The sequence below is a fragment of the Actinomadura viridis genome, from assembly GCF_015751755.1.
Classification (GTDB): domain Bacteria; phylum Actinomycetota; class Actinomycetes; order Streptosporangiales; family Streptosporangiaceae; genus Spirillospora; species Spirillospora viridis.
In genome coordinates, this window is sequence record NZ_JADOUA010000001.1 from 3,142,905 (window position 1) to 3,167,713 (window position 24,809).

Here is a 24,809-nt window from a genome sequence, read left to right on the forward strand (position 1 = left end):
GATGAAGGTACTGGTAGCGTTGGTGGCTCCAGAAACGATTGATATCGATGGACGTCATCGATCGGACCGATAGTCTGGCCGGGAGGCCGCCGTGGGGCTCGGCAGCGTCGATCTCAACCTCCTCGTCGCCCTGGACGCGCTCCTGAGCGAGTGCAACGTCACGCGAGCGGCCGAGCGCACCTCCGTCGGGCAGCCCGCGATGAGCGCGTCACTGGCCCGGCTGCGGAAGCATTTCAACGACCAGTTGCTCATGAAACAGGGCCGGAATCTGGTGCGCACGCCGCTGGCCGAGACGTTGGTCGATCCGGTGCGGGAGGCGCTGTCCGCCGCCGAGGCGGTTTTCGTGCGCGCCCCGGAATTCGACCCGCGGAACGACCACGCGGCGTTCACCATCATCGCCGCGGACTACGTCACCATGGTGCTTCTCAGGCCGCTGCTGGGAGCGATCGCGGAAGAGGCGCCCCACGTCCGTATCGGCGTCCGCCCGGTCGAGGTGAACTTCGCCGACCAGCTCCGCCGGGGCCATGCCGACATGGTCATCATCCCGACCGAACTGTCCGGCGGAAGGCTCGCCTTCCCGCACGAGCCGTTGTTCACCGATCGCTATGTACTGGTCGTCGACCGGGACAATCCCGACGTCGGCGCGACGGTGACGGCCGAACAGCTCGCCTCGCTGCGCTATGTCGCCTACAGCGCGGGCCCCATCCTGACGATCGCCGAATCGGAGCTGGAGACCCTGGGCCTGCGGCTGCAGGCCGACGTCACCACCCAGGAGTTCGTGGTCGCCTCCTTCCTGGTCACCGGCACCAGGCTGGCGAGCTTCGCGCTGGAACGGCTCGCCAGGCAGCTCGCCGACGCGGCGCGGCTCCGCATCGTCGAGTGCCCGCTGCCCCTGCGCGTCATCCACGAGACGATGTTCTGGAACCCGCGCCAGACGGAGGACCCGGCCCACCGGTGGCTGCGCGGCCGGATCGTCGACTTCGCGCGGAGCCTGTAGCCTCGGGCGCACGAGGCCCCGGCCCCGCCCGCGCCCGGCCCCGCCCGGCGGCGCCTCCACCGATTCGCCTTCCGGGCATCGACGATGGTGATGATGTGCATCGACACCAGTCGTTTCCGCCGCTGATCCGGCGGCTCTAGAGTCCTGATCCAACCGGGCGGACCGGTGAACGGCATCCAAGGGCCACAACGCGGGCCCGGTGCCCGGCACCGGCTCCGGTCCGGTACGACCCGGATCACCCCCAGACCGATTCGCTGATCACTTCGTTCGGCCGCGGCGCCGCGGACGTCCCGAACCCGGTCGGCGTCGCCGCGGGGCCGGCCGCCGGCACGTACGGCGGCGACGGTCCCCGGCCACGCCGGCCCTCCCTTCCTCCTGATGGCTCCCCGTCCTTCCCGCCCCTGGCACCGGAGGGACGCGAGTACCCGTCCGCGCGAACCGCACCCGTCCAGGGTGCTCGACTCCCGACCCCCTTCCGTGGTGACTAGGAGGCCCTGAAATGAACAGATGGAGAGGGGTGGCGGTGTTCCTCGCCGGCGCCCTCGCACTCGCCGGTTGCGGATCGAGCGGCGGATCGGCCTCCGGCGGGGGATCCGGCGACGCCGCCGACCGCACGCTCATCGCCGCCGCCACCGCGGCGGTCAGCGCCGGGTCCGCGCCGGTGACGTCCCTGTCCCTGCCGACGAAGTCCCCCATCGCACCGCGGAACAAGCGCATCGTCGCCGTCACGTGCACGAACGAGGGGGACGGCTGCCCGCTGTCCGCCCAGGCCGTCGGCGAGGCGACCCGGCAGTTCGGCTGGGACGTCAAGGTCATCGACGGCAAGGGCGACCCGGCGGTCTGGAATTCGGCGATCCTCAACGCGATCACGACCAAGGCCGACGCGATCGTCCTGTCGGCGGTCGCGCCGGCGCTGGTGAAGGACGCCCTCGCCAAGGCCGCGGCCGCGAAGATCCCCGTCGTGACGATGTTCCAGCCGGTCGTCGCCGGGGACGGGATCTACGGCCATGTCAGGCCCGACCACGCCGCGCAGGGCAGGCTCGCGGCCAACTGGGTCATCGCCGACTCCCAGGCCAAGGCCAAGGTCATCGAGGTCGTCGACGCCGAGTTCGTCGAACTCGGCCAGCGCAGCACCGGGTTCAACACCGAGCTGAAGAAGTGCGGCGGGTGCGAGGTCGCGCAGACCGTCGACTCCACGCTGGCGACGCTGTCGACCCGGCTGCCCGGCGCGATCACCGCCGCGCTGCAGAAGCACCCCGACGCCACCCACGTCGTGGCCGCCACGGACAACCACGCGCTGTTCGCCTCCCAGGGCATCCAGGCGGCGGGCCGGGCCGGCGCCGTCAAGCTCGTCGGCTACGACGGCAACAGCCCGAACTACCGGCTGGTGCGGACCGGCGTCCAGGCGATGGACGTCGTCGAGAGCTACACCCTCCAGGGCTGGCTGGCCGCCGACCTGCTCATCAGGGCGCTGAGCGGCGAACCCGGACGGGACTACGTCCTGCCCAGCCGCCTGTTCACCAAGGACACGATGCCGGCCGGCCTGTGGGCGACCGAGGCCCCCTTCAAGGAGCAGCTCACCGAACTCTGGACCAAGGGGGCCGTGGGGAATGGGTGATCCCGCCCTGCGCGTCGACGGCCTGACCAAGGCGTTCCTCGGTCAGACGGTGATCAGTGGCGTGGACCTGCGGATCGCCCCGGGGGAGGTCCACGCCCTGCTGGGCGAGAACGGGGCCGGCAAGTCCACGCTCATCAAGATCCTCGCGGGCGTCCACACGGCGGACGGGGGACGGATCAGCGTGGCGGGGCGGTCGCTGCGGCCGCGGCACCGCCTCGCCGACGCCGCGGCCGCCGGGATGCGGTTCGTCCACCAGGACCTCGGCCTCGTCGACGACCTGGACGTCACCGAGAACATCTGCCTGACGTGGGACTTCAGCACCCGGGGCGGGCTCGTCCGCTTCGGCGCCACGCGGCGCCGCGTCCGCGCGGTGCTGGACCGGCTCGGCGTCGGCATCGATCCGCGCCGGCGCGTCGGCGACCTCGCTCAGGCGGAGAAGGTGATGGTGGCGGTCGCGCGGGCCTTCGCGACCGAGGCGCGCCTCATCGTCCTGGACGAGGTGACGGCCAGCCTCCCCACGCCCGAGGTCGCGCGGCTGAGGGACCTGCTGCGGCAGGCGAGCCGGCAGGGCACAGCCTTCCTCTTCGTGACCCACCGGCTGGGCGAGGTGTTCGACATGGCCGACGCCGTCACCGTGCTGCGGGACGGGCGGCGCGTCGCCTCCGCCCGTTCCGCCGAGGTGACGCACGACCAGCTGGTCGAATGGCTGGTCGGCCGGTACCTCGCCGCGCTGCCCGCCCGCAGCGGCGAGCCGCCGGGCTCCGGCGGCGCCCCGGTGCTGCGGGTCGACGACCTGCGGGCCACCGCCCACCACGCCGCCCTGAGCTTCACGGCCGGCGCCGGCGAGGTCGTCGCCTTCACCGGGCTGGTCGGCTCCGGCGCCCGGGAGGTGGTGCGCTGCATCGCGGGGGCGCAGCGCCCGCCGGAGGGCACGGCGTCGCTGCGGGGGCGGCGGTTCCCGCTCGGCGACCCCGTGGGCGCGGCGGCCCGGGGCTGCCGGTACGTGGCGGGGGACCGGCAGGAGGGCATCGCGCCCGACCTGACCGTCCGGGAGAACCTCTTCCTGGCGGACTACTGCCATGGCGGGCGGATCCTGCGCCCGCGCCGCGAGCGTCGGGCCGCGGCCGACCTGATCGCCCGCTACGACGTCCGGCCGGGCCAGGCGGCGGAGCTGCCGGTCGTCACGCTGAGCGGCGGCAACCAGCAGAAGGTCGCGATCGGCCGGGCCCTGGCGGGGAGCCCCGGCCTGCTCGTGCTCGACGATCCGACCGTCGGCGTGGACATCGGCGCGCGGGTGGCGATCCACCGCCTCATCCGGCGGACGGCGGACGCGGGCGTCCCCGTGGTCCTCGCCTCGACGGACTTCTCCGAGGTCGTGTCCGAGGCGCACCGCGCCGTCGTCATGCGCGACGGCCGGGTCGGCGCCGTCCTCAGCGGCGCCGACCTCACCGAACGGCGCCTGGTCTCCGAGAGCTACCGAGCACGGGAGGTCACATGATCACCTCAAGGGACACGGCGGCGAGGCACGCGGAGCCCGGGCCGGCGGCGGGCGCGCCGCGGCCCTCCCGCGACCTCGTGGCCAGGATGGGCGCGCGGTACGGGCTGCTGGCCGTCTGGGCGCTCCTCATCGTCGTCTTCGCCGTCCTCAACGCGGACGTCTTCCTGCGGCCGCTGACGGCCCAGACCATCGCCTCCACCAAGGCCGTCGTCGCGATCCTCGCGCTGGCCGCGCTGGTGCCCCTGGTGGTCGGCCAGTTCGACCTGTCGGTGGCCTCCCAGTTCGGGCTGGCGCAGGCGCTGTGCGCGGGACTCATCGTGAAGCAGGACCTGCCGGCGTGGCTCGCCCCGCTGATCGTCCTGGCCGTGGGCGCGCTCTTCGGCCTGGCCAACGGCGTCCTCGTCGCCGTCGTGCGGATCAACGCGTTCGTGACCACCCTCGCCACCGGCACGCTCGCCGTGGGGCTGACGCAGTGGTACACGGGCGGCGGCCAGATCATCGGGGCGTTCCCCGGCTCCTTCACCGGCGCCGGCCGGTCGAGCGTCGCCGGGGTCCCGCTGCCGTTCGTGTACGTCATCGTCATCGTCCTCGCGCTGTGGGCCCTGCTGGAGTACACGCGCTGGGGACGGCGGGCGTTCGCCGTCGGCGGCAACGAGCGCGCGTCGCTGCTGTCCGGGATCAACGTGCGGCGGATGACGATCACGTCGTTCGTCATCGCCGGCGTCATCGCCGGATTCGCCGGGGTACTGCAGGTGACGATTCTCGGTGCGGCGAGCCCGGAAGTCGGCGCGCAGTTCCTGCTCCCCGCGTTCGCCGGCGTCTTTCTCGGTGCGGCGGTTCTCCGGCCGGGCCGGTTCAACGCGTGGGGAACGGTGATCGCCGTCTATTTCTTGGCGACCGGGATCACCGGATTGCAGCAACTCGGCGCGCCCTTCTATATCGAGCAGTTCTTCAACGGCTGCGCGCTCCTGATCGCGGTGGCCATCGCGCAGTTCAGCGCCCAGCGGCGCAGGCGGGCCGCGGCGGCGGTCGGGCAGGCCCGGGAGCGTCCCGCACCGGCCGGCGCCTGAGGTCATCATCGATGTCAATGGCCGATATCACCACTGATTGTTTCCGTTGATCCGGTCGGATGAATACTCTGGAGAGAAAGAAGAATGGCTTATATCGGCCTTCGCTTCGACTCTTTCCGTTGACCGCGATCTGGGAGGTGGCGTCCACGATGAACGGTTGCCCAGTCCACTTCGACCCGCTCTCGCCCGAGCAATTGGCCGACCCCTATCCCCTCTACGCCCGTATGCGTGATGAATGCCCGGTGTTCCATGACGCGGAGCACGATCTGTGGATCGTCACCCGCTACGAGGACGTGATGACGGTCGTCCGGGACCCGAAGACGTTCTCCTCCGAGAACGCGGTACGGGCGTCCGTGCAGCCCCTCCCGGCTCCGGTGCTCGCCGTGCTGGCGGAGGGGTGGCCGCTGACGCCGACCCTGACCGACAGCGACGGGGACGTGCACCGGAGGCTGCGGCTGCTGGTGTCGAAGGCGTTCACCCCCCGCCGCGTCCAGGAGCTGGAGGACACCGTCCGGCGCACGGCCGACGAGCTCATCGACGGCTTCGCCGGGGAGGGGCGGGCCGACGTCATCGATCGCTTCGCCTGGCACCTGCCGCTGATCACCATCGCCGACGTCCTGGGCGTCCCGCGCGAGGACGTCCCGCTCCTCCACCGGTGGAGCTACAGCTGGCTGCGGCTGATGCAGGCGACGGACCCGGTGGAGGACCTGGTGGCCTGCGCCTCGGACGTCGTCTCCATGCAGCGCTACTTCATGGACGCGCTGGGGCGGCGCGAGCGCGACGGGGGCTCGGACCTGATGGCCGAGCTCCTGACCGCCCGCATCGCCGGGGGCGAGCCGCTCACGAGGGTGGAGGCGATGCGGGTCCCGATGAACCTCATCATCGCCGGCCACGTCACCGTCACCCGCGCCATCGGCAACGGCCTCACGACGCTGCTGGCCGATCCCGGGCAGCTGGAGGCGGTACGCCGCGACCCCGCCCTGGTACCGACGATGGTGGAGGAGATCCTCCGCTTCGAGTCGCCGGCGCAGGGGCTCTTCCGCACCGTGCGCGAGGACACCGAGCTGGGCGGCGTCGGGATCCCGGCCGGAGCGCGGGTCATGGTGCACTGGGGCTCGGGGAACCGGGACGAGCGCGTCTTCCCGGACGCCGCCCGGTTCGACGTCGCGCGCGACTCGGCGGCCTCCCACCTGGCGTTCGGCAAGGGCGTGCACGCGTGCCTCGGCGCGCCGCTCGCCCGGCTCCAGCTGAGGATCGCCATCCCCCGGCTCCTGGATCGCCTCCCGGGTCTGCGGCTCGCCGAGGGCGCCGACACGGCCGTCCGGGACACCATCTTCTTCGCGCGGGGCTTCAAGAAGCTGACGCTGGCCTGGGACGCGGAGGCGGCGTGACCACGGGCACCGCCACCGCGCGGGACGACGCGGCCGCGGCCGGAGCCCGCGCGGGCGAGCCCGAGATGCTCCTCCGCGTCGCGGGCAAGGACGCCGTCGCGGCCGGAGTGGTCGTCCTCGAACTCGCCGCGCCGGACGGGCGGGCCCTGCCCGACTGGGCGCCCGGCGCCCACGTCGAGCTGGTGCTCGGGAACGGCCTGACCCGGCAGTACTCCCTGTGCGGCGACCCGCGCCTGAACACGGTGTGGCGGCTCGGCGTCCTGAGGGAGGCCGACAGCCGGGGCGGATCCGCCTACGTCCATGACGCCCTCCGGGTCGGCGACGAGGTCCGGGTCCGCGGGCCGCGGAACAACTTCGTCCTCGCCGCGGCTCCCCGGTACGTCTTCGTCGCCGGGGGGATCGGCATCACCCCGATCCTGCCGATGCTGGCCGACGCGCAGCGGCGGGGAGCGGACTGGCGGCTCTGCTACGGCGGACGGACCCGGGACTCGATGGCGTTCCTCGACGAACTGGCGGGCTACGGCGACCGGGTGTCGGTGTTCCCGCAGGACGTCTCCGGCCCGCTCGACCTGGACGCGATCCTGGACACGGCGCCGGCGGACGGCGCCCTCGTCTACTGCTGCGGTCCGGAGGGACTGCTGGACGCGGTGACGCGGCGCGCGGCCTCCTGGCCGCCGGACACGCTCCGGGTCGAGCGGTTCCGCAACCGGACGCCCGCCGAACCCGCCCGGGACGCCCCGTTCGAGGTCGTCTGCGAGATGAGCGGCGTCACGCTGCTGGTCGAGCCGGGTCAGACGATCGTCGACGTCGCCGAGGAGGCGGGCATCGGCGTCATGTACTCGTGCGCCGAGGGGACCTGCGGCACCTGCGAGACCCCGGTGCTCGACGGGCCGGTCGACCACCGCGACGCCTACCTGACCGGCGAGCAGCGCGCCGCCGGCGACCGGATGATGATCTGCGTCTCCCGCGGCGCGGGGCCGCGGCTGGTGCTGGACCTCTAGGAGGCGCGATGCGCGTGAACCACCGGTACGTCTCCGTCGGCGACCGCCGGACCCACCTGCTGCACGGCGACGGTCCGATCGACACGCTGTTCCTCCACGGCGTCGGAGGCTCCGCCTGGACGTTCGAGGCCACGATCGAGGCGTCGCCGCCGACGCTCGGATGGGCGTCGGCCGACCTGCTCGGCTACGGGGACAGCTCGTGGATCGAGGACGGGGACTACTCGTCCGAGGCCCAGGCCCGGCAGCTCGCCGCGGTCGTCGACCGGCTCGGCGTCCGGCGGCTGCGGGTCGTCGGCTTCTCCTGGGGCGGGCTGATCGCCCTGGAACTGGCCAGGCTCGACCACCGGGTCGACAGGCTCGCGGTCATCGACATACCGCCCTCGACGGACCGGTCCGCCCTGGACGTCCCGCCGCTGCCGGGGACGTTCGCCACCGCCGCCGACGCCGTGCGGGCCGTCATGACCCTCGCGCCGGAGGCGTCGCCGGAGGTGGCCGAGCGGGACGCCTCCCTGTCGACGGCGCCCTGCCGCGAGGGGTTCCGGAAGAAGATCGACCCCGTGCTGCTCGCGCGCTGGCCGTTCCGCGACGAGGACCACTGGGAGACGTGGCGGCGCGAGGAGCGGGAGACGCTGCTCGTCCGCGGCGAGCACAGCCCCGTCCTGAGCGCGGGGGAGGCGGAACGGATGGCCCGGCTGGGGGCACGCGTGTCGCGGGCCGAGATAGCCGGGTGCGGCCACCTCGTCCCCCTGGAACGGCCCCGCGAGCTGGCGTCCGTGCTCGCCCGGTTCCTGGCCTGAGAAGGAGGACCGCCCATGCCCGGGTACGACCTGCACACCCATCTCGCCCCCGCGCTCGGCGCGCTCCCGCCGGGGATCGAGCGCGCGCCGGGCGGGACCCTCGCGGTCGACGGCCGGCCCGCCGGCCCGGCCGCCCTCTACCACCCGGAACGGCTGGAGGAGCATCTGGACAAGGCGGGCCTGGACGGCGCGGTGGTCTCCCTGCCGCCGCCGTTCTTCCGGCAGGGGCTTCCGGTCGAGTGGGCCCCCGCCTGGGTGCGCGCGGCCAACGAGGGGCTGCTCGCCGCCGTCGCCGCCCTCCCGCGCCTGGCCGCGCTCGCCTACCTTCCGCTGGAGCACCCCGAGGAGGCCCTCGCCGAGTACCGGCGGATCGGCGGCGACGACCGGTTCGCCGGGGTCGCGGCGGCGGCGGGCGGCCGTTCGGTGTCGCTGGCCGACGCCCGGCTGGAGCCGCTCTGGGCCGCGCTGGAGGCCGACCGGCGGATGCTGCTGCTGCACCCCGCGGCGTCCCCCGACGTGCGCCTGCGCGAGTTCTACCTGGAGAACCTGCTGGGCAACCCGTCCGAGACCGGAGTGGCCGCGGCGCAGCTGGTGTTCGGCGGCGTGCTGTCCCGTCACCCGGAGCTCAAGGTGCTCCTGGTCCACTGCGGGGGCGTGGTGCCGGCCGTGGCCGGCCGGTGGCAGCACGGGGCCGACACCGCCCGGCCCGGCGTACCGCCCGGCATCGAGCCTCCCGCGCGCGCCGTCCGGCGTTTCCACGTCGACTGCCTGGCGCACGACCCGGCCGTGGTGGACCTGGCGGTCACGGTCTTCGGGGACGACCGGATGGTGCTCGGCAGCGACTGGCCGTTCCCGATGGGGGCCGCCGACCCGGCCGCCCTCGTCGCCCACCGCGGAGCGGCGTTCACCCGGCGTGTCGCGGTCCGCAACGCGGAATCCCTGCTCGGATGGTGAGCGGAAGGAGCACGGAGCGCATGGAAGAGTACGACGCCGTCGTCATCGGAGGCGGCCACAACGGGCTGGTGGCCGCGCTGTACCTGTTGAGGGCGGGCTGGTCGGTCGCCGTCCTGGAACGCGCCGGGACCGTCGGCGGCGCCGTCGCGAGCGGAGAGGTCACCCTGCCCGGCTTCGTGCACGACCTGTACGCCACCAACCAGAACCTCTTCGTCGCGTCCCGCGCCTACGCCGACTTCGGCGCGGACCTCACCCGCCACGGGCTGCGTTTCCGGGTCTGCGACCGGCCGTTCGCCAACGCGTTCCCCGGCGGCCGGAGCCTGCGGGTCTACCGCGGGTACGAACGCACCCTCGACGGGCTGGCGGCGCACGACGCCGGCGACGCCGAGGGGTTCGCCGACCTGTACCGCTTCTACCAGCGGTTCGCCGCGCACCTGTTCGGGTTCTACGGCTGCGGCCTGCCTTCGGCGGCGGCCGCCCGGGAGGCGGCGCGCCTGCTGGCGCGGCAGGGCGTGCGGGGGACCGGCGAGCTGGTGCGGACGCTGCTGATGAGCACCCGGGAGCTGGGGGAGTCCCGGTTCGCCACCCCGGAGGCGCGGGCGATGGCGGCCTGCTGGGGCATGCACCTCGACTTCGCGCCCGACATCGCGGGCGGCGCGGTCTTCCCCATCCTGGAGATGTTCTCCGACATGCAGACCGGGATGGCCGTGGTGGAAGGCGGAGCGCAGCGCCTGCCGGAGGCGCTCGCCGCCGCCATCGCCGAGCGCGGCGGCACCGTCCGCACCGGCGCGGAGGTCGACCGCGTGCTGTGCAGGAACGGGCGTGCCGCCGGGGTGCGCACGACGGACGGCACCCGCGTCGCGGCGCGCCGCGCGGTGATCGCGAACGTCGGGCCGCGCGCGCTCTACGAACGGCTGCTCGCCCCCGACCTGGTCCCGGCGAGCGTACGGCGCGGGGCCGGCGGCTACCGGTACGGCCCGGGAACGCTGATGCTCCACCTCGCCCTGGACGGCCCGGTGCCGTGGGCGGCGGGCGAGGAGCTGGCCAGGTTCGGCTACGTCCACGTCGCCCCGTACGTCGACGACCTGGCCCGTACCTACACCGAGGCGAAGGCCGGGCTGCTGCCCGCCGAGCCGCTGCTGGTCGTCGGGCAGACCTCGGCGGTCGACCCCGGCCGGGCCCCCGCCAGCCGCCACACGCTGTGGGTCCAGGTCCGCGCCGTACCCGCGGAGATCCGCGGCGACGCCGCCGGCGTCATCAGGGGGACGGGCTGGCCCGAGGTCGCCGCCCCGATGGCCGAACGGGTGATCGCCAAGCTGGAGCGGTACGCGCCCGGCGTCACCGGCCTGGTCGCGGCGCACGCCGTGCACACCCCCCGCGACCTGGAGGACGCGAACCCGAACCTGGTCGGCGGCGACAACGGCGCCGGCAGCCACCACCTCACCCAGAACTTCCTGTCCCGCCCGTTCGCGGGACACCGCCGTCACCGCACCGCGGTCCGCGGGCTCTACCTGACCGGCGCGGCGACCTGGCCCGGGGCCGGCATGAACGCGGCATCGGGCCGCCTGGCGGCGCGGCAGGTCCTCTGGGACGCCCGTCGCGGTGTCCCGCGGCGAGCCCGGAACCCCCGCCGGCCCTGAGCCACGAGCCGTTCGAGCACCGCGATCGGCCGGGGCGTGCCCAGGGCGAGGCCCGCTATGGCGGGCGCAGGAGGGCGGTGGTACGACTGTCACGTGGCCGGCGGCACCGGAGGGACGTGATGGCGGAGCGCACGGCGGTGGTCGTCGGTGGCGGGATCGGAGGGCTGGCGGCGGGCGTGGCGCTGTCCCGCCGGGGCTGGCGGGTCGAGGTCTGCGAACGGGCCGCCGAGTTCACCGAGATCGGCACGGGGCTGTCCCTGTGGCCGAACGCCATGCGGGCCCTGGCGGCGCTCGGCCTGGACGGGCGGGTCAGGGAGGCGGGCGCGGTCGAGGCCGGCGGCGGCGTGCGCGACCGGGCGGGACGCTGGCTGACGCGGACCGACAACGCCGAGCTGGACGCGCGGTTCGGGGCGCCGCTGGTCGTGGTGCACCGTGCCGACCTCGTGCGGATCCTGGCCGGCGCGCTCCCGCGCGAGGCGCTGCGGTCGTCGACCTCGGTCACCGGCGTGCGCGACGACGGTGACGCGGTGGTCGTCGAGCACGCCGGAGGGAGCCTGCGGGCCGGGCTCGTGATCGGCGCCGACGGCCTGAACAGCACGGTGCGGCGCGCCGGGTGGCCCTCGGCCGGGCCGCCCCGGTACGCCGGGTTCACCGCCTGGCGCATGGTCACCGAGCCGCTGCCCGCGCCGCTCACCAGCGGCGCCGTGACGTGGGGGCGCGGTGAGGAGTTCGGCTTCACCTCGCTGGGCGGCGGCCGTGCCTACTGCTTCGGGGCCGCCGTGCTGCCCGCGGGCGGCGCCGCCCCGGGCGGGGAGAAGGCCGAGGTGCGACGCCGGTTCGGGACGTGGCCCGAGCCGATCCCCGCCCTGCTGGACTCGGTGCCCGAGGACGGCGTGCTCCGGCACGACATCTACACCCTGCCGCCCCTTTCCACCTATGTCAGCGGCCGGAAGGTCCTGCTGGGCGACGCCGCCCACGCGATGACGCCGACGCTGGGGCAGGGCGGCTGCCAGGCGCTGGAGGACGCCGTCGTCCTGGCCGACTGCCTCTGCCGCGCCCCGGACGTCCCCACGGCCCTGGCCCGCTACGACCGCCTGCGCAGGCCCAGGACGCAGCGCGTGGTGCGCCGCTCGGCCCGTCTGGGCGCCGTGGCGAACCTGGCCTGGCCGCCGGCGGTCATGGCCCGGGACCTGGCCGCCAGGCTGATCCCGGCCAGGGTCACGCTGCGGGCCATGGCGCCCATTCTGGACTGGAGCCCCTGATGCCCGACTGGACCTACCATCCGCTGCGCGGGCCCGCGGGCGCGCTGCTGGGGACGCACCGTTCGCGGCGGGCCGCTCTGCGCGCGCTGGCGACACTGGCCTCGCTGCCCGGAGGCCGCCGGACGATCGAGGCCGCGTTCGGTCACACCGCGCCCCCGCCCGAGCTGGCCGGGACCGTCGCGGGCGTCGCGGTCGTCTCGCGCCTGGGCGCCGTGGTGCCGCCGGGGGCGGCGCGCGACGCCGTGCGCGCGCTCCCCACGCAGGGGGCCGGCCTGATCGTGGTGGCGCCGGTCGGCCCGGACGACGTCGACGTGGTGCGCCGGGCAGCCGCCGGACGGCGCTGCCCCGTGCTCGTACCGACGGCCGATCCGGCGGTGGCCGCCGCGCTCACCCCCCACGTCGACGCGGTGCTGACCACCGAGGCGCCCTCCGGCGGAGCCGCCGGCGCGGCGACGGTCGAGTTACGCACTCCCGCCATCAGCGCCGCCCTGGCCGCGCTGTCGGATCCGGCCACGGCGGTCCTGGCGACCCCGGCGGTCCTGGTGGAGGCGGGGCCGGGCTGGTTCCAGCGGGTGTCCGAGGCGGCCACGCCCACCGATCCCGCGCCCGGCCCCCGCGAGACGGGCCTGCGCGACCTGGCCCGGCGCGAGGTGGGCCTCGATCCCCGGCGATGGCCGGCGTGGTGGTGGGGGGCGTGCGCCGGGATCGGGATGATCTGCGCGGGCCTGGGCGCCGCCGCCATCACCCTCGGCCCGGTCCTGCTCTGGTACGACCGCGGCTTCCTCGGCCTCGACCGGGAGGGGCTGCACGGCGCCAACCACCATCTGGTGCCTTTCCTGCAGCACGACAGGATCACCATGGCCGCCACGATGGTGACGTTGGGGGTGCTCTACACGGGCCTGGCGGCGGGCGGGATCCGGCGCGGGTGGCCGTGGGCCCGGACGGCCTACCTGGCCTCCGGGGCCATCGCGTTCCCGACCCTCTTCTACTTCCTGGCGTTCGGGTTCGTGGAACCGCTGCACACGGCGGTCGCCGCCACGCTGTTCCCGATGTTCGTGCTCGCCGTCCGGCGGCGCCCGCCCCGGCCGCGGTGGACGATCATGGCGGAAGGACCCGAACCGCAGCGGCGGCGGGCGCTGCTGGGACAGCTGCTGCTGATCGTCACGGGGGTGGGACTGTTCGCCGGGGGCGCGGTCGTCTCCGCCGTGGGCCTCACCCACGTGTTCGTGCCCAGCGACCTGGCCTTCCTCCAGACCACCTCCGGCGACCTGCGCGCCGTGAACCCCCGGCTGCTGCCGTTCATCGCGCATGACCGGGCGGGGTTCGGCGGCGCGCTGATGGCCGCCGCCGTGGCGATCACGCTGCTGACCGCCTGGGGATGGCGGCGCGGTGAGGCGTGGCTGTGGTGGTCGCTGGCGCTGGCCGCGGTCGCCGGGTTCGTCCCTCCGGTGGCGGTGCACGCCATCATCGGCTACACCGACTTCTGGCACCTGGCGCCCGTCTACGTGGGGATCGTTCTCACCGCCGCGGCGCTGGCGCTGGCCCGCTCCTACCTGTGCGCACGCCGGTGACGGTGACGTCCCCTCGCCGTGAGGGCGCCGGGCCAGGGGACCGGCCGCGCGTCCGCCGTCAGGCGTCCAGCTCGCCGATCAGTCCTTCGATCCTCTTGCGGATCTCGTCGCGGATGGGACGGACGGCGTCGACGCCCTGCCCGGCGGGATCGTCCAGGGTCCAGTCCAGGTAGCGCTTGCCGGGGAAGACCGGGCAGGTGTCACCGCAGCCCATGGTGATGACCACGTCGGAGGCCCGGACGGCGTCGACGGTGAGGATCTTGGGCGTCTCGGCGGAGATGTCGATGCCCTCCTCGCGCATGGCCTCCACCACGGCGGGGTTGACCTCGCCGGCGGGCTCGGATCCGGCGGAGCGGACCTCGACCCTGTCACCGGCCAGGTGGGTCAGGTAGGCGGCGGCCATCTGCGAGCGCCCGGCGTTGTGGACGCAGACGAACAGCACGCTGGGCTTGTCGGACATCACGATCTCCTCGTGGGCGGCGGTCGCGCGCCGGCCGGACGCTCCATGCACCGCGCTCTGGCCTGCGGATCAACGCCTGGTAACGTATCACTCCGTGCTGACATCAGTCGATCCTGATCTATTGAGGCTGCTGGCCGACCCCCTGCGCGCGCGCATCGTCTCCCTCCTCGCGGGCGAGGCGCTGTGCACCTGCCACCTGGTCGAGGAGACCGGTGCCAGGCAGACCAACATCAGCAACCACCTGCGGGTGCTGCGCGAGGCGGGGCTGGTGGAGACCGAGCCCTGCGGACGCTTCACCTATTACCGGCTGTGTCCCGAGCCCCTCGAGGCCCTGTCGGAACAGCTGGCCGGCCTGGCCCGCCAGGCCCGCGCCACCCGTGACGACTCCCGGAAGAGGCCCTGCTGATGACGCCCTCTCGCCCCGCGACCGCCCCGGGCGTGCGGGAGCCCGCCGGTACGGTCACCGGCCCGGTCGGCCGGCTCTCGCCGACGGACCGGTTCCTGCCGCTGTGGATCGTCGCCGCCATGGTGCTGGGCCTGCTGCTCGGCCGTGCCGTTCCCGGCCTGGACGAGGTCCTGTCGGCCATCGAGGTGGGCGGGATCTCGGTGCCGATCGCGCTCGGCCTGCTGATCATGATGTACCCGGTGCTGGCCAAGGTCCGCTACGACCGCCTCGGCACGGTCGCCGGCGACCGCCGGCTGCTGGTCTCCTCGCTGGTGCTCAACTGGCTGATCGGCCCCGCGGTCATGTTCGCGCTGGCCTGGCTGCTGCTGCCCGACCTGCCCGAGTACCGCACCGGGCTGATCATCGTGGGCCTGGCCCGCTGCATCGCCATGGTCATCATCTGGAACGACCTGGCCCGCGGCGACCGGGAGGCCGCCGCCGTCCTGGTCGCCCTCAACTCTCTCTTCCAGGTCGTCGCGTTCGGCCTGCTCGGCTGGTTCTACCTGGAGGTCCTGCCCGGCCTGCTCGGCCTGGAGCGCGCCGGCGCCGACTTCTCCACCGGCAGGATCGTCCTCAACGTGCTGGTGTTCCTGGGCGTCCCGCTGCTGGCCGGATACCTGACCCGGCGCACCGGCGAGAAGGCCCGCGGACGCGACTGGTACGAGACCCGTTTCCTGCCCCGCGTCGGCCCCCTGGCCCTGTACGGCCTGCTCTTCACCATCGTGCTTCTCTTCGCGCTCCAGGGCGGCAAGATCACCTCACAGCCCGCCGACGTCGCCCGCATCGCCGTGCCGCTGCTGGCCTACTTCGCCCTCATGTGGGCGGGTTCCTACGCCCTGGGCCGCGCCGTGGGGCTGCCCTACGACCGCACCGCCACGCTGGCCTTCACCGCCGCGGGCAACAACTTCGAACTCGCCATCGCCGTGGCCATCGGCACCTTCGGCGTCACCTCCGGCCAGGCCCTCGCCGGAGTCGTCGGCCCCCTCATCGAGGTCCCCGTACTGGTCGCACTCGTCTACGTCTCCCTGTGGCTGCGCCGCCGCATGACGACCGAGGGATCTGGCCGGGGCGGATGACCCGGCTCCGCCGCCCCCGCTCGCGGTGACCATTCTCGTGAACCTGGACGCTTCGCATCACCAGTGCGAGTGGACGAGCGCTTGGAGCGCCAAGGTCAGCCCTGCCTGCACGGCCAACCATCTGCGTGCGGGGGGATCGTGCTGGGCCGAGGCAAGGACGACCCATGCCGCGTACGGCACCCATATGCGTTCCACCTCTCCCTTCGTCACGCCTGACACGTCCAGTGCGAGGAGCCCCACCAAGGCCGCCCCCACAAGCCATGCCAGGGGACGGCGCCGCGAGAACATTTCCGGCAGGGCGTGGGCCGTCGCAGGGCCGACCAGTAGGCCGAGCACGGCGATGTTGGCGATGGCGAAGTAGGCATAAGAGCGTTGCGCCGAGCCTCGGCTGATGACGTACGTCTCGTGGGTGGCCGCGACACCGTCCGGCCACCAGAAGCCGCCGATGGTGAAGGCCAGGGGAACGACCGCGGCACAGCACACCACTACTGCGAGCACGCGGCGGCTGGGGCGCGTCAGGATGACGACCGCGAGCGGTAGGGCGAACAGGGGAAGAAGGCCGTAACTGAGGTACGGCAGCGTGCCCAGCAGGAGACCGGCTCCCGCGGCTGCGAGGAGGCTGCCGCGTCTGGCCGCGATGGCGGTGAGGGCGGTGGCCCAGGCTCCGACACCGAGGAAGAAGGCGTCCATCGCCGTGGCGATCCAGAGTGTGAGCGGCGCCAGGACGAGGAACGGCAGGGCACGCCGGGCGAGCGGCTCCCCGGCGACGTGCCGGACGGTGACGGCGACGGCCACGACGGCGGACGTCCCGGTCACGATGATGAGCGCGGAGGACCAGCCCGTACCGCGCAGACCGGTCTCCTCCAGCGCCCACAGCAGGAGGGTGGGAAGCGGCGGGTGACCGCGCACGTGCGTGGTGTAGCCGCCGAGCCTCTCGCTGAACGTCCGCAGCCACTCCGCGGGGCCGTCGGCCCGGACGGCGTCGAGTCCCGCGGGGTACTCGGTCGGGGCGTCCAAGGGACGGTGCAGGGCGTCGAGGCCGTCGCTGAGCGCCAGCGCGACCGTCCACGCCATGGACGCGGCCCACGACACGGGCAGCAGAACCCGCCAGGTGAGCCGTCGCGCAAGGGACGGCAGCACGGCCACGGCGACCCCGCCCAGGCAGGCGGCGGGGACGATCTGCCAGGTGAGCAACCGGGGCGCGGCATGCAACGGGGGCAGCTCGTCCTCGGTGGCGAGCCCGGCACGCCTGAGCACGTCGCCGACCACGAACGCGCCCGTAACGAGCACGGCCCACGCCGCGACCGCGATCCGTCCGTACGAGCAAGCCCTTCCCGGGGGAGCGGGCCGAGGTCGTTGCCGCTCAAGCTCATCGGTCGCCATCGGAACGCCTTCGACGGCTCGCAAGGCGGTGCCCTAGGGCGACGCAGGCGGTGAGGAGGAGAACAGCGGCCAGAACGATGAGAAGGTTGCGGCCATAGGGGAGAGGCAGGATGGACGGGTTGTCCGCACGCCGTCCCTGCCCCAGCACGAACGGCAACGCCACGAGCGTCACCAACGCGCCCACTGTGAACGCGCGTTGCACATGCCGCCGGTAGGAGCGAGGCAGACGCGTGGTGGCCGCCCCCACGAGCAGCACGCACGGGGCGATGACCGCGTCATGGACGAGGACACCCCCGCCGAACCAGGCCGCCCAGCCCACGAGATCGAAGCCGGATTCGCGGAGCAGCCCCCCGAGGCCGGTGGCGATGAGCGCCCCGCCGACCCCGTGACCCAGGACGCGTCTCCTCACAGGACCACCACCTTGTGGACCCACTTGGTCTGCAGCACCCCAGGGCGGTTCGGCGCGATCAGACGGCACGGGTACCCGTGGTCGAGATCCAGGGGCAGGCCGTTCACGTTGAGCGCGAGCAGGGTGAGGGGGTCGTGCCAGTGAGGAGGGGCGACCCAGGACGTTCGGTAGAGGCCGCCGCGTTCCAACGACTCGACCCGTACACGCGCGTCCTCAGAGACACCGGCCATGTGGAGGAGGTCGCGTAGCCGTACCCCCTTCCAGGTGGCTCCGGCGCTCCAGCCCTCCACGCAGGCGATCGGCAGTCGCGCCGTATGGGACGGGAGCGCGTCGAGGTCCTCCAGGGATAGGGACAGTTCACGTTCTACGCGGCCTGTGACGTGAAGCCGGTAACCGGGGTCACGGGCGGCCGCGACGACGCCTGCGGCGTACGCCGACTTGTTGACGGGCAGTTCCTGCGGGCCGGTCCCGGGACGTCTGGGCGCGAGCACCGCGAGCTTGGCGAGGGGCGAGAACGTTTCGCCGACCGTGGTCAGCGTGACCGTCCCTCCGGCGGCGGCGATGGTCAGCAGGAATCCGCGCCTTCCCAGGCTGTCCTCCGGACGAGTCATGACCGTGCGCCGCACCTTGGCCCACTCGTTGGTCACGTGCACGACCACTGCCCCGATGAGGATGTAGGCCGTCCAGTAGTGCGCAGTAGGGAAGAAGAAGGGGAACGGATACCAGTAGGCGATGTTGAGCAGCCCCGTGACGAGCTGGAACAGCGAACCCCCGACCAGGACGAACACCAGGATCCGTTCGATCGCGTGCCCGACGGAACGCACGGGGGGCCACTGCAGCAGCCTGGGGTAGACCGTCCACAGTTTGGCCAGCAGCAGGGGGATCGTCGCGAGCCCACCGATCACGTGGAGGCCCTGGGTGAACCGGTAGAAGTTCACCGGACGCGACGGCCACATCGTCCAGGCGGGTGGGTGCTGCATGAAATGGCCGATCAGGCCCGTGACGAAGGCCGTGGTGAACGACAGGCCGAGCATGATCCCGAGCCATGCCGCCACCCGCTCGTCGTGCAGCCGGCTCGGGAACACCGCGCGGGCGCCGCCCCGGCCCGCGAGCGCCGCCGCCCGGTCACCGGCCCGGCTCAGCAGCGGCCCAGGCACGCGAACCACCGGCCCGCCTCCTCCCACACCTCGGTCACCTTCGCCTCATGACCGGCGGCGAGTCCGGCGACGTCGTCGGCGGACACCCACGCCCACGGGAACCAGTCGCCGACGGCCCGGCCGGTCCGGAGCCGGAGCCGTCCGGCGTGCGAGCGCGTCCCCGGCTCCATCACCTCCACCAGCACCCGGCCGCCGCACGGCGAGAGCAGGTCGAAGGCCCTCCCCAGCAGCGCGGACGGGTCGCCGCCGATCCCGATGTTGCCGTCGGCGAGCAGCACGGTCCTCCAGATCCCGGCGCCGGGCACCCGGCCGTACACGTCCCGGACCAGCGCGGGGCCCCCGGCCGCGACGGTGAGCGCGACCGCGTAAGGGACGACGTCGATGCCGAGGGCGAGCACCCCCCGTTCGGTCAGCGCCACGGTGAGCCGTCCCGGCCCGGAGCCGACGTCCAGAGCGGGGCCGTCGCACCGGTCGAGCAGGCCGGTGTCGCCGGGCCGCAGGGACATCCATTCCCCGACGGGCAGCGGACTGCGGCGGCCGGCGCCGTCCTCGACCTCCACCTCGACACCGTCGCGCCGCTCGAGGGCCCGCTCGTACAGCTCACCGATCATGCCGGCGCCGCTCCGGTACGCGCCGGGTTCCCGGCTCCGCCGTCCCGGACGGCCCGGACGGCCCGGACGGCGGAGGCGAAGCGGCCGTGCGGGGCGAGCGCGGCGACCCTGGCGGCGTCGTCGGCGGTGTCCACGTCGGCGAGGCGGGGCAGCACGGCCACGGTCAGTCCCGCCGCGTACAGCCGTGCGAGCTGGGCCCGCCCGGTGTCGGAACGCGACATCGGCACGCCGCGCAGCAGCGCGGCATCGGGACGGCCCAGGCCGAGCAGCCAGAACCCGCCGTCCTCCGCCGGGCCGAACACCGCGTCGCAGTGCCCCAGTGCCCGCCCCGCCTGTTCCAGGAGAGCGGTCGTGACCTGCGGGGTGTCCATGCCGATCAGGACGAGGGGCCGTCCCGCGTACGCGTCGTCGAAGGCGTGCGCGAGCCGTTCGTCGAGACCGTCGCCACGCTGCGGGATCACCCGCACGCCGGGCGGCAGCCATGGCCCGGGATCGCCCCGCAGCGCGAGGATCCGCGCCCCGGCCGGGGTGCGCGCGACGGTGGCGAGCGTGTCGGCGAGGGCGGCCTCCGCCAGCCCGGCGGCCTGCTCCGCCGTGTAGCCGGGGGTCAGCCGCGTCTTGACCCGTCCCGGCACGGGTTCCTTGGCGATGACGACCAGGTCGGCGTTCACCGCGCCACCTCGGCCAGTACGCGGCGCATGTCGCGGACCGCCCGCACGGTCCCGCCGACGGTGCCGGTCACTTTGGAACGGCCCTGGCGGGGACGGTACGTCACCTCGACCTCGGTGATCGTCCAGCCGGCGGCGGCGGCCTTCAGGACCATCTCCAGCGGGTAGCCGAAACGGCGATCGGCGAGCGGGAGGCCCAGCAGCTCGGCTCGCCGGGCGGCCCGCATGGGGCCGAGGTCGTGCAGGGCCGTACCGGCCCTCCGGTTCAGGGAACGTGCCAGGACGGTGTTGCCGAATCGGGCGTGCACCGGCCAGGCACCCCGTCCCGATGGGCGCCTCCTACCGAGCACCAGACCCGGCCCCTGCTCACGCGTCCCGAGCGCTGCCACGACGCGGGGAAGCTCCTCAGGGTCAAGGGACGCGTCGGCGTCCATGAAGCACACCACATCGGCTGAGGCCGCCAGCAGGCCGGTATGGCACGCGGCACCGAACCCCCGCTGCGGAGCCTCGACCACGGCCGCGCCATGGTCTCGCGCGATCGCCGCCGATTCGTCGGTGGACGCATTGTCGACCACGATGGCCCTGAAGCCGGCCGGCATCCGTGACAGCACCCAGGGCAGCGCCTCCGCCTCGTTCAGGCAGGGCAGGATGACATCGACCACCTCGTTCACCGGTCGGCGCCTGCCTTCGCGTTGGCGAACTCGGCCATCCCTGAAGCGAAAGGCACTTCCGCCGTGTATCCGAGTTCGTGCCGTGCGCGCTCCGGGCTCGCCACGATGTGGCGTACATCGCCCAGACGGTAGCCACCGGTCACTTGCGGCTCCGGGCCGCCGTACACGTCGGCCAGGGCATGAGCCATCTCGGCAATGGAACGAGGAGTGCCGCTGGCGATGTTGTACGCCCGCGACTCACCCTCCCGCCTATCCGTGAGCGACTCCAGGGCGAGCACGTTCGCGTGGGCCACATCCCGCACATGAACGAAGTCGCGTCGCTGCCGCCCGTCCTCGTACACCAACGGCGGCTCCCCACGCTCCAGCCGCGAACGGAAGAGCGCGGCCACCCCCGCGTAGGGCGTGTCCAGGGGCATCCGCGGGCCGTACACGTTGTGGTAGCGCAACGCCGCGACCCTGCCACCGGTCATGCGCGCCCAAGACGCGGCCAGATGCTCCTGGGCCACCTTGGTATCGGCATAGACGTTGCGCGGATCGAGGCCGGTCTCCTCCTGGACGACCCCCGGCTCCAGAGGGCTCCCGCAATCGGGGCACGACGGCTCGAAGCGTTGTGCCTGCAGATCCCTCTCCGCTCGCGGGCCCGGCCTGACCTTCCCATGGACGTCGCAGAAGTAGGTGCCCTCGCCGTACACGACCATCGACGACGCCAGCACGAGCCCCCGCACCCCCGCACGGGCCATCTCCGCCAGCAACACCGCCGTTCCCTGCACGTTCACGCCCGTATAGGCAGGGAGATCGAACACGTCCACACCGAGGCCGACCATCGCCGCCTGGTGACAGACCGCGTCCACGCCGCGCAGGCGGCGCGCCACCGCCTCGGGGTCCCTGACATCTCCGGCCTCCTCGCCCGCGCGCGGATCGAGCTCGCGTACCTCGTGCCCGGAGGCCGCGAGGGCCTCGGCGACGTGCGAGCCGATGAACCCGGCCGAACCTGTGAGCAGCACTCGCATGCGACGAACGTAAGGCGGCGGACGCGCGGAAACGCGGAGCGAGCCCGTCCTGTACGAACCTCGTAAGATTTACGGCCGTTGCGTTTCCATGAGCGACGCGTTCGCGCCGAACTTCCGGTGCCCTGCCTGCGGGTGACCGTTGGGCGGTTACCGGCGCGGCCCGGGCGCGAGCACCCGCGGTCCGGTCGCCGCCGCCGCGATCTTCTGGAGGGACGGACGAGAGCGCTGAGCGTGACTACCTCGGCGTCACGCGGAGGATCGCCGACCCGTCGGCGACCGAGACCACGGTGATGACGATCCCGTTGGCCGTGATGCGCGTACCCGCGCCTGCCGTCCACGCACTGCTCGACTCCACGTCACCTCCTCCGGAGGAGTAGCCGCCCCCACCAAGGTTCGTGCAACCCCCGTCCGGGCTGCAGACCTGGACTGAGGTCGAGGAGTTCCCGGACTGCTTCATGGTGAACGACACCGTGTCGTCCTGGCCCGGCTCGACCTCCAGCGTGCCGGTCTTGAACTTCTTACTATCCACCGGGAGCGTCGCCGGGCCGGTCACCTCGACCTCACAGCTGCCGTCCTCGCAGGCGTTCAGATCGGTTCCGTCCGCGGCTGCGCGGGGTGGGGGTGACGCCGGTGTCGAGGGCACCTTGCCGTCGGCCGTCTCAGAGCCGTCCTTGCTCGTCCCGCAGCCGGCCAGGATGATGAGCACCGCGACACCGAGCAGCAGACAGCCTGCGCGGACGGTGAGACCGGACGATGAGCGGCTCGTCATGGCGGATCCATCACTCCTGTAACCGGTGTGGTCATCCATGCTCACTGATCGTAGGTATCGCCACGGGACCGGTCACGCTTATTAGCCGATCTGGCCTCGTTCGCGGCTGCTGACACGTCCGTCTGCAACGCCAACGGATATGGCCGTTACCTGGGGGAGGGCTCGCTGGCCGGCGGACGTCAGGGCGTGAGGGGGAGGCGCACGACGAAGCGGCATCCGCCGCCCGCGTTGGTCACGCCGATCTGCCCGGAGTGCGCCTCCACGATCCCGCGCGCGATGGCCAGGCCGAGGCCCGCGCCGCCGCCCGGGGTGCGGGCGCTCTCCCCGCGGAACGCCACCTCGAACACCCGGGGCAGGTCGGCCTCGGGGATGCCGCCGCAGGCGTCGGCGACGGTCACGCACGCCATCCCCTCGTCCACCTCGCCGGTGATCTCGATGGCGCCGTCCGCGGGAGTGTGCCGGATCGCGTTCACGACCAGGTTGCGCAGAGCCCGTTCCATCTCGCCCGCGTCCACCTCAAGGGGGGTGCGGCCCTGGACGTCGCCGCACAGCCGGACGCCCTTGGCCTTCGCCAGGGCCTCGGTGCCCGCGACGACCTCGGCGACCAGGTCGTGAAGCCCCACCCGCCGCCGCGACAGCCCCAGCGCTCCGGCGTGGATGCGCGACAGCTCGAACAGGTCGTCCACCATCTCCGACAGGCGGTCGACCTCCACGCGTATGCGGCCGTGGTAGCGCGCCACGGTCGCGGTGTCGGACACGACGCCGTCCTCCAGCGCCTCGGCCATCGCCCGCAGCCCGGCCAGGGGCGTGCGCAGGTCGTGGCTGACCCAGGCGACGAGGTCACGCCGGCTGGACTCCAGCACCCGTTCACGCGCGTGCGCCTCGGCCAGCCGCCGGTAGGCGTCGTCCAGCTCGCGCGCCAGCTCGGCCAGCTCGGCGGGCAGGCGCGTGCCCGGCACGCGGTACGGGTCGGTGCGCACGGCCGCGACCAGGACGCGGTTGGCGGCGACCAGGCGGCGCCCCAGCAGCACCGACACCCCGGTGGCGACCGCGCCGGAGGCGGCGACGACGGCGAGGACCACCGCCTGGTCATGGTCGTTCAGCACCATCATGAACGTGATCACCACGATGCCGGAGACGGTCGCCAGCACGGTCGCGACGCCGACCAGCCCGAGCTGGACGGCGATGGACCGGCCGCCCAGGCGGTGCAGCAGCGCCAGCCCGGCCGCGGCGACCCCCACCGCGGCGACGGCCGCGTACCAGACCACCAGAAGCAGGTCGGAAACGGGGATCACGACGGCGCCCCCTCACCGCCGGCGGGCTCGTAGCGGTAGCCGACGCCCCACACGGTGACGATCCGGCGCGGCGCGGTCGGGTCGTCCTCGACCTTCTCCCGCAGCCGCCGGGTGTGGACGGTGACCGTGGAGGTGTCGCCGAACGACCAGCCCCACACGCGCTCCAGCAGCTCGTCCCGCGTGAACGCCCGCCGCGGGTGGCGCATCAGGAACGCCAGCAGGTCGAACTCGCGCGCGGTCAGGCTCAGCGGGGCGCCGCGCAACTCGGCCTCGTGCGCCCGCGCGTCCAGCGTCAGGTCGCCGTCGCGCAGCGTCCCGGTGCCGGCGGGGGCGACGACGCCGCGGGTCCGGCGCAGCACCGACCGCACCCGGAGGGCCAGCTCGCGAGGACTGAACGGCTTGGTGACATAGTCGTCCGCGCCGGTCTCCAGACCGGCGAGCCGGTCGGTCTCCTCACCGAGCGCGGTCAGCATCACGATCGGCACCGGGGAGGTCTCGCGCAGCCTGCGGCACACCTCCAGGCCGCTCAGCCCGGGCAGCATGAGATCGAGGACCACCAGGTCGGGCGGGTCTTCGAGAGCCCGCCGCAGACCATCGCGCCCGTCGGCCGCGCACTCGACCCGGTGACCGTCGCGCACCAGGTAGCGGGCGACGACCTCGGCGACGGTGGGATCGTCGTCCACCACGAGGACCCGCCCGGTCTCCTCAGGCGGGTTCACCACGGCGCCCCTTCAGGGTCTCGCGGGAGCGGGGCCGTGGCCGGCTGCACGGCCGGCATGCTCCTGTTCCCCGGCGGATCCAGCGCCGTCGCGACCGTCACCCGCGCAGCCTACGACAACCGGACGCGCCCGTCCCCAGGCGGCGGCGCCTCCCGGTAGGAGGTGTCGAGCAGGATGACGGCCCGGCTCGGCGTGCGCGCCACCTGCTCGTGGACGGGGCGCGCCAACCGTCAGGGCTCCACTCCGGGTGGGACGAAGTCGCCCACGCAGTGAAGATGCGGCAAACGGAATGCGCCATTCGTGTGGTGGATATCCCTGCTGAGGTGCTTGGTGCAAA

General features: G+C 73.4%; 24 protein-coding genes. 13 read left to right on the forward strand and 11 right to left on the reverse strand.

The window, feature by feature from the left end:
- The first annotated feature begins 91 nt into the window (after window positions 1–91).
- The 11 genes from IW256_RS14145 to IW256_RS14195 all read left to right on the forward strand — a co-directional run bounded on the left by IW256_RS14145 (window position 92) and on the right by IW256_RS14195 (window position 13,799).
- Window positions 92–997 carry a LysR family transcriptional regulator gene (locus IW256_RS14145; protein WP_197011410.1) on the forward strand — a complete coding sequence of 302 codons (906 nt, stop codon included), beginning with the start codon at window positions 92–94 and terminating at the stop codon, window positions 995–997.
- Window positions 998–1,496: 499 nt separating this feature from the next.
- Entirely contained in the window at window positions 1,497–2,615 is a 1,119-nt protein-coding gene (locus tag IW256_RS14150; protein ID WP_197011411.1) for a sugar ABC transporter substrate-binding protein, read from the forward strand.
- Window positions 2,608–4,113, forward strand: coding sequence for a sugar ABC transporter ATP-binding protein (locus IW256_RS14155; protein WP_197011412.1), 1,506 nt, complete (start codon window positions 2,608–2,610; stop codon window positions 4,111–4,113). The genes IW256_RS14150 and IW256_RS14155 overlap by 8 nt, the downstream gene beginning before the upstream one ends.
- A complete protein-coding gene (locus tag IW256_RS14160) occupies window positions 4,110–5,183 on the forward strand; it encodes an ABC transporter permease (RefSeq protein WP_197011413.1) in 1,074 nt (357 codons plus the stop codon). The genes IW256_RS14155 and IW256_RS14160 overlap by 4 nt, the downstream gene beginning before the upstream one ends.
- 149 nt (window positions 5,184–5,332) lie before the next feature.
- Window positions 5,333–6,574 carry a cytochrome P450 gene (locus tag IW256_RS14165; RefSeq protein WP_197011414.1) on the forward strand — a complete coding sequence of 414 codons (1,242 nt, stop codon included), beginning with the start codon at window positions 5,333–5,335 and terminating at the stop codon, window positions 6,572–6,574.
- Complete coding sequence (locus IW256_RS14170) at window positions 6,571–7,575, forward strand: PDR/VanB family oxidoreductase (RefSeq protein WP_307828887.1); 1,005 nt, start codon at window positions 6,571–6,573, stop codon at window positions 7,573–7,575. The genes IW256_RS14165 and IW256_RS14170 overlap by 4 nt, the downstream gene beginning before the upstream one ends.
- An 8-nt stretch (window positions 7,576–7,583) precedes the next feature.
- On the forward strand, window positions 7,584–8,372 hold the full coding sequence (locus IW256_RS14175; RefSeq protein ID WP_197011415.1) for an alpha/beta fold hydrolase: 789 nt from the start codon (window positions 7,584–7,586) through the stop codon (window positions 8,370–8,372).
- A gap of 15 nt (window positions 8,373–8,387) precedes the next feature.
- Window positions 8,388–9,326, forward strand: coding sequence for an amidohydrolase family protein (locus IW256_RS14180; RefSeq protein WP_197011416.1), 939 nt, complete (start codon window positions 8,388–8,390; stop codon window positions 9,324–9,326).
- A 20-nt stretch (window positions 9,327–9,346) separates the two neighbouring features.
- On the forward strand, window positions 9,347–10,966 hold the full coding sequence (locus IW256_RS14185; RefSeq protein WP_197011417.1) for a phytoene desaturase family protein: 1,620 nt from the start codon (window positions 9,347–9,349) through the stop codon (window positions 10,964–10,966).
- A gap of 119 nt (window positions 10,967–11,085) precedes the next feature.
- Window positions 11,086–12,228: an FAD-dependent monooxygenase gene (locus IW256_RS14190; protein WP_197011418.1), complete on the forward strand. Its 1,143-nt coding sequence runs from the start codon at window positions 11,086–11,088 to the stop codon at window positions 12,226–12,228.
- Window positions 12,228–13,799 (forward strand): hypothetical protein, encoded by a 1,572-nt coding sequence (locus IW256_RS14195; protein ID WP_197011419.1) that lies wholly within the window; start codon window positions 12,228–12,230, stop codon window positions 13,797–13,799. The genes IW256_RS14190 and IW256_RS14195 overlap by 1 nt, the downstream gene beginning before the upstream one ends.
- A 58-nt stretch (window positions 13,800–13,857) precedes the next feature.
- On the opposite strand, the gene IW256_RS14200 is transcribed toward IW256_RS14195, so the two are convergent.
- Window positions 13,858–14,259: an arsenate reductase ArsC gene (locus IW256_RS14200; RefSeq protein ID WP_197011420.1), complete on the reverse strand. Its 402-nt coding sequence runs from the start codon at window positions 14,257–14,259 to the stop codon at window positions 13,858–13,860.
- Window positions 14,260–14,380: 121 nt separating this feature from the next.
- Here IW256_RS14200 and IW256_RS14205 point away from each other — a divergent pair, with 121 nt between their 5' ends.
- Together IW256_RS14205 and arsB are read left to right on the forward strand one after the other, a co-directional pair.
- Window positions 14,381–14,665 carry an ArsR/SmtB family transcription factor gene (locus tag IW256_RS14205; protein ID WP_197016308.1) on the forward strand — a complete coding sequence of 95 codons (285 nt, stop codon included), beginning with the start codon at window positions 14,381–14,383 and terminating at the stop codon, window positions 14,663–14,665.
- A complete protein-coding gene (gene arsB / locus IW256_RS14210; RefSeq protein ID WP_197011421.1) occupies window positions 14,665–15,780 on the forward strand; it encodes an ACR3 family arsenite efflux transporter in 1,116 nt (371 codons plus the stop codon). Before IW256_RS14205 ends, arsB begins: the two co-directional genes overlap by 1 nt.
- A gap of 57 nt (window positions 15,781–15,837) precedes the next feature.
- Here the strand turns inward: arsB and IW256_RS14215 are convergent, their stop codons facing one another.
- The 10 genes from IW256_RS14215 to IW256_RS14260 all read right to left on the reverse strand — a co-directional run bounded on the left by IW256_RS14215 (window position 15,838) and on the right by IW256_RS14260 (window position 24,472).
- Window positions 15,838–17,163, reverse strand: coding sequence for a hypothetical protein (locus IW256_RS14215; protein WP_197011422.1), 1,326 nt, complete (start codon window positions 17,161–17,163; stop codon window positions 15,838–15,840).
- Window positions 17,150–17,572 carry a hypothetical protein gene (locus IW256_RS14220; protein WP_197011423.1) on the reverse strand — a complete coding sequence of 141 codons (423 nt, stop codon included), beginning with the start codon at window positions 17,570–17,572 and terminating at the stop codon, window positions 17,150–17,152. Before IW256_RS14220 ends, IW256_RS14215 begins: the two co-directional genes overlap by 14 nt.
- The gene (locus IW256_RS14225; RefSeq protein ID WP_307828888.1) at window positions 17,569–18,738 is read right to left on the reverse strand and encodes a molybdopterin-dependent oxidoreductase; all 1,170 of its coding nucleotides are present in this window, start codon (window positions 18,736–18,738) and stop codon (window positions 17,569–17,571) included. The genes IW256_RS14220 and IW256_RS14225 overlap by 4 nt, the downstream gene beginning before the upstream one ends.
- Window positions 18,711–19,340, reverse strand: a complete 630-nt coding sequence (locus tag IW256_RS14230; protein WP_197011424.1) for a class I SAM-dependent methyltransferase — start codon at window positions 19,338–19,340, stop codon at window positions 18,711–18,713. Before IW256_RS14230 ends, IW256_RS14225 begins: the two co-directional genes overlap by 28 nt.
- Window positions 19,337–20,011: a TIGR04282 family arsenosugar biosynthesis glycosyltransferase gene (locus IW256_RS14235; RefSeq protein ID WP_197011425.1), complete on the reverse strand. Its 675-nt coding sequence runs from the start codon at window positions 20,009–20,011 to the stop codon at window positions 19,337–19,339. The genes IW256_RS14230 and IW256_RS14235 overlap by 4 nt, the downstream gene beginning before the upstream one ends.
- Window positions 20,008–20,679 carry a glycosyltransferase family 2 protein gene (locus IW256_RS14240; RefSeq protein ID WP_307828889.1) on the reverse strand — a complete coding sequence of 224 codons (672 nt, stop codon included), beginning with the start codon at window positions 20,677–20,679 and terminating at the stop codon, window positions 20,008–20,010. Before IW256_RS14240 ends, IW256_RS14235 begins: the two co-directional genes overlap by 4 nt.
- A complete protein-coding gene (locus IW256_RS14245) occupies window positions 20,676–21,689 on the reverse strand; it encodes an NAD-dependent epimerase/dehydratase family protein (protein ID WP_197011426.1) in 1,014 nt (337 codons plus the stop codon). Before IW256_RS14245 ends, IW256_RS14240 begins: the two co-directional genes overlap by 4 nt.
- Before the next feature lie 235 nt (window positions 21,690–21,924).
- A complete protein-coding gene (locus IW256_RS14250; protein WP_197011427.1) occupies window positions 21,925–22,458 on the reverse strand; it encodes a hypothetical protein in 534 nt (177 codons plus the stop codon).
- Window positions 22,459–22,637: 179 nt separating this feature from the next.
- Entirely contained in the window at window positions 22,638–23,753 is a 1,116-nt protein-coding gene (locus tag IW256_RS14255) for a sensor histidine kinase (RefSeq protein ID WP_197011428.1), read from the reverse strand.
- On the reverse strand, window positions 23,750–24,472 hold the full coding sequence (locus IW256_RS14260; protein WP_197011429.1) for a response regulator transcription factor: 723 nt from the start codon (window positions 24,470–24,472) through the stop codon (window positions 23,750–23,752). Before IW256_RS14260 ends, IW256_RS14255 begins: the two co-directional genes overlap by 4 nt.
- Window positions 24,473–24,809: the final 337 nt, after the last annotated feature.

Bases quoted from the DNA above. Each gene is read 5' to 3' on its own strand.
- IW256_RS14215 (WP_197011422.1), bottom strand. From the start codon at position 17,163: ATGGCGACCGATGAGCTTGAGCGGCAACGACCTCGGCCCGCTCCCCCG.
- IW256_RS14165 (WP_197011414.1), top strand. From the start codon at position 5,333: ATGAACGGTTGCCCAGTCCACTTCGACCCGCTCTCGCCCGAGCAATTG.
- IW256_RS14180 (WP_197011416.1), top strand. From the start codon at position 8,388: ATGCCCGGGTACGACCTGCACACCCATCTCGCCCCCGCGCTCGGCGCG.
- IW256_RS14250 (WP_197011427.1), bottom strand. From the start codon at position 22,458: ATGACGAGCCGCTCATCGTCCGGTCTCACCGTCCGCGCAGGCTGTCTG.
- arsB (WP_197011421.1), top strand. From the start codon at position 14,665: ATGACGCCCTCTCGCCCCGCGACCGCCCCGGGCGTGCGGGAGCCCGCC.
- IW256_RS14245 (WP_197011426.1), bottom strand. From the start codon at position 21,689: ATGCGAGTGCTGCTCACAGGTTCGGCCGGGTTCATCGGCTCGCACGTC.
- IW256_RS14150 (WP_197011411.1), top strand. From the start codon at position 1,497: ATGAACAGATGGAGAGGGGTGGCGGTGTTCCTCGCCGGCGCCCTCGCA.
- IW256_RS14195 (WP_197011419.1), top strand. From the start codon at position 12,228: ATGCCCGACTGGACCTACCATCCGCTGCGCGGGCCCGCGGGCGCGCTG.
- IW256_RS14230 (WP_197011424.1), bottom strand. From the start codon at position 19,340: ATGATCGGTGAGCTGTACGAGCGGGCCCTCGAGCGGCGCGACGGTGTC.
- IW256_RS14185 (WP_197011417.1), top strand. From the start codon at position 9,347: ATGGAAGAGTACGACGCCGTCGTCATCGGAGGCGGCCACAACGGGCTG.
- IW256_RS14160 (WP_197011413.1), top strand. From the start codon at position 4,110: ATGATCACCTCAAGGGACACGGCGGCGAGGCACGCGGAGCCCGGGCCG.
- IW256_RS14190 (WP_197011418.1), top strand. From the start codon at position 11,086: ATGGCGGAGCGCACGGCGGTGGTCGTCGGTGGCGGGATCGGAGGGCTG.
- IW256_RS14200 (WP_197011420.1), bottom strand. From the start codon at position 14,259: ATGTCCGACAAGCCCAGCGTGCTGTTCGTCTGCGTCCACAACGCCGGG.
- IW256_RS14175 (WP_197011415.1), top strand. From the start codon at position 7,584: ATGCGCGTGAACCACCGGTACGTCTCCGTCGGCGACCGCCGGACCCAC.
- IW256_RS14155 (WP_197011412.1), top strand. From the start codon at position 2,608: ATGGGTGATCCCGCCCTGCGCGTCGACGGCCTGACCAAGGCGTTCCTC.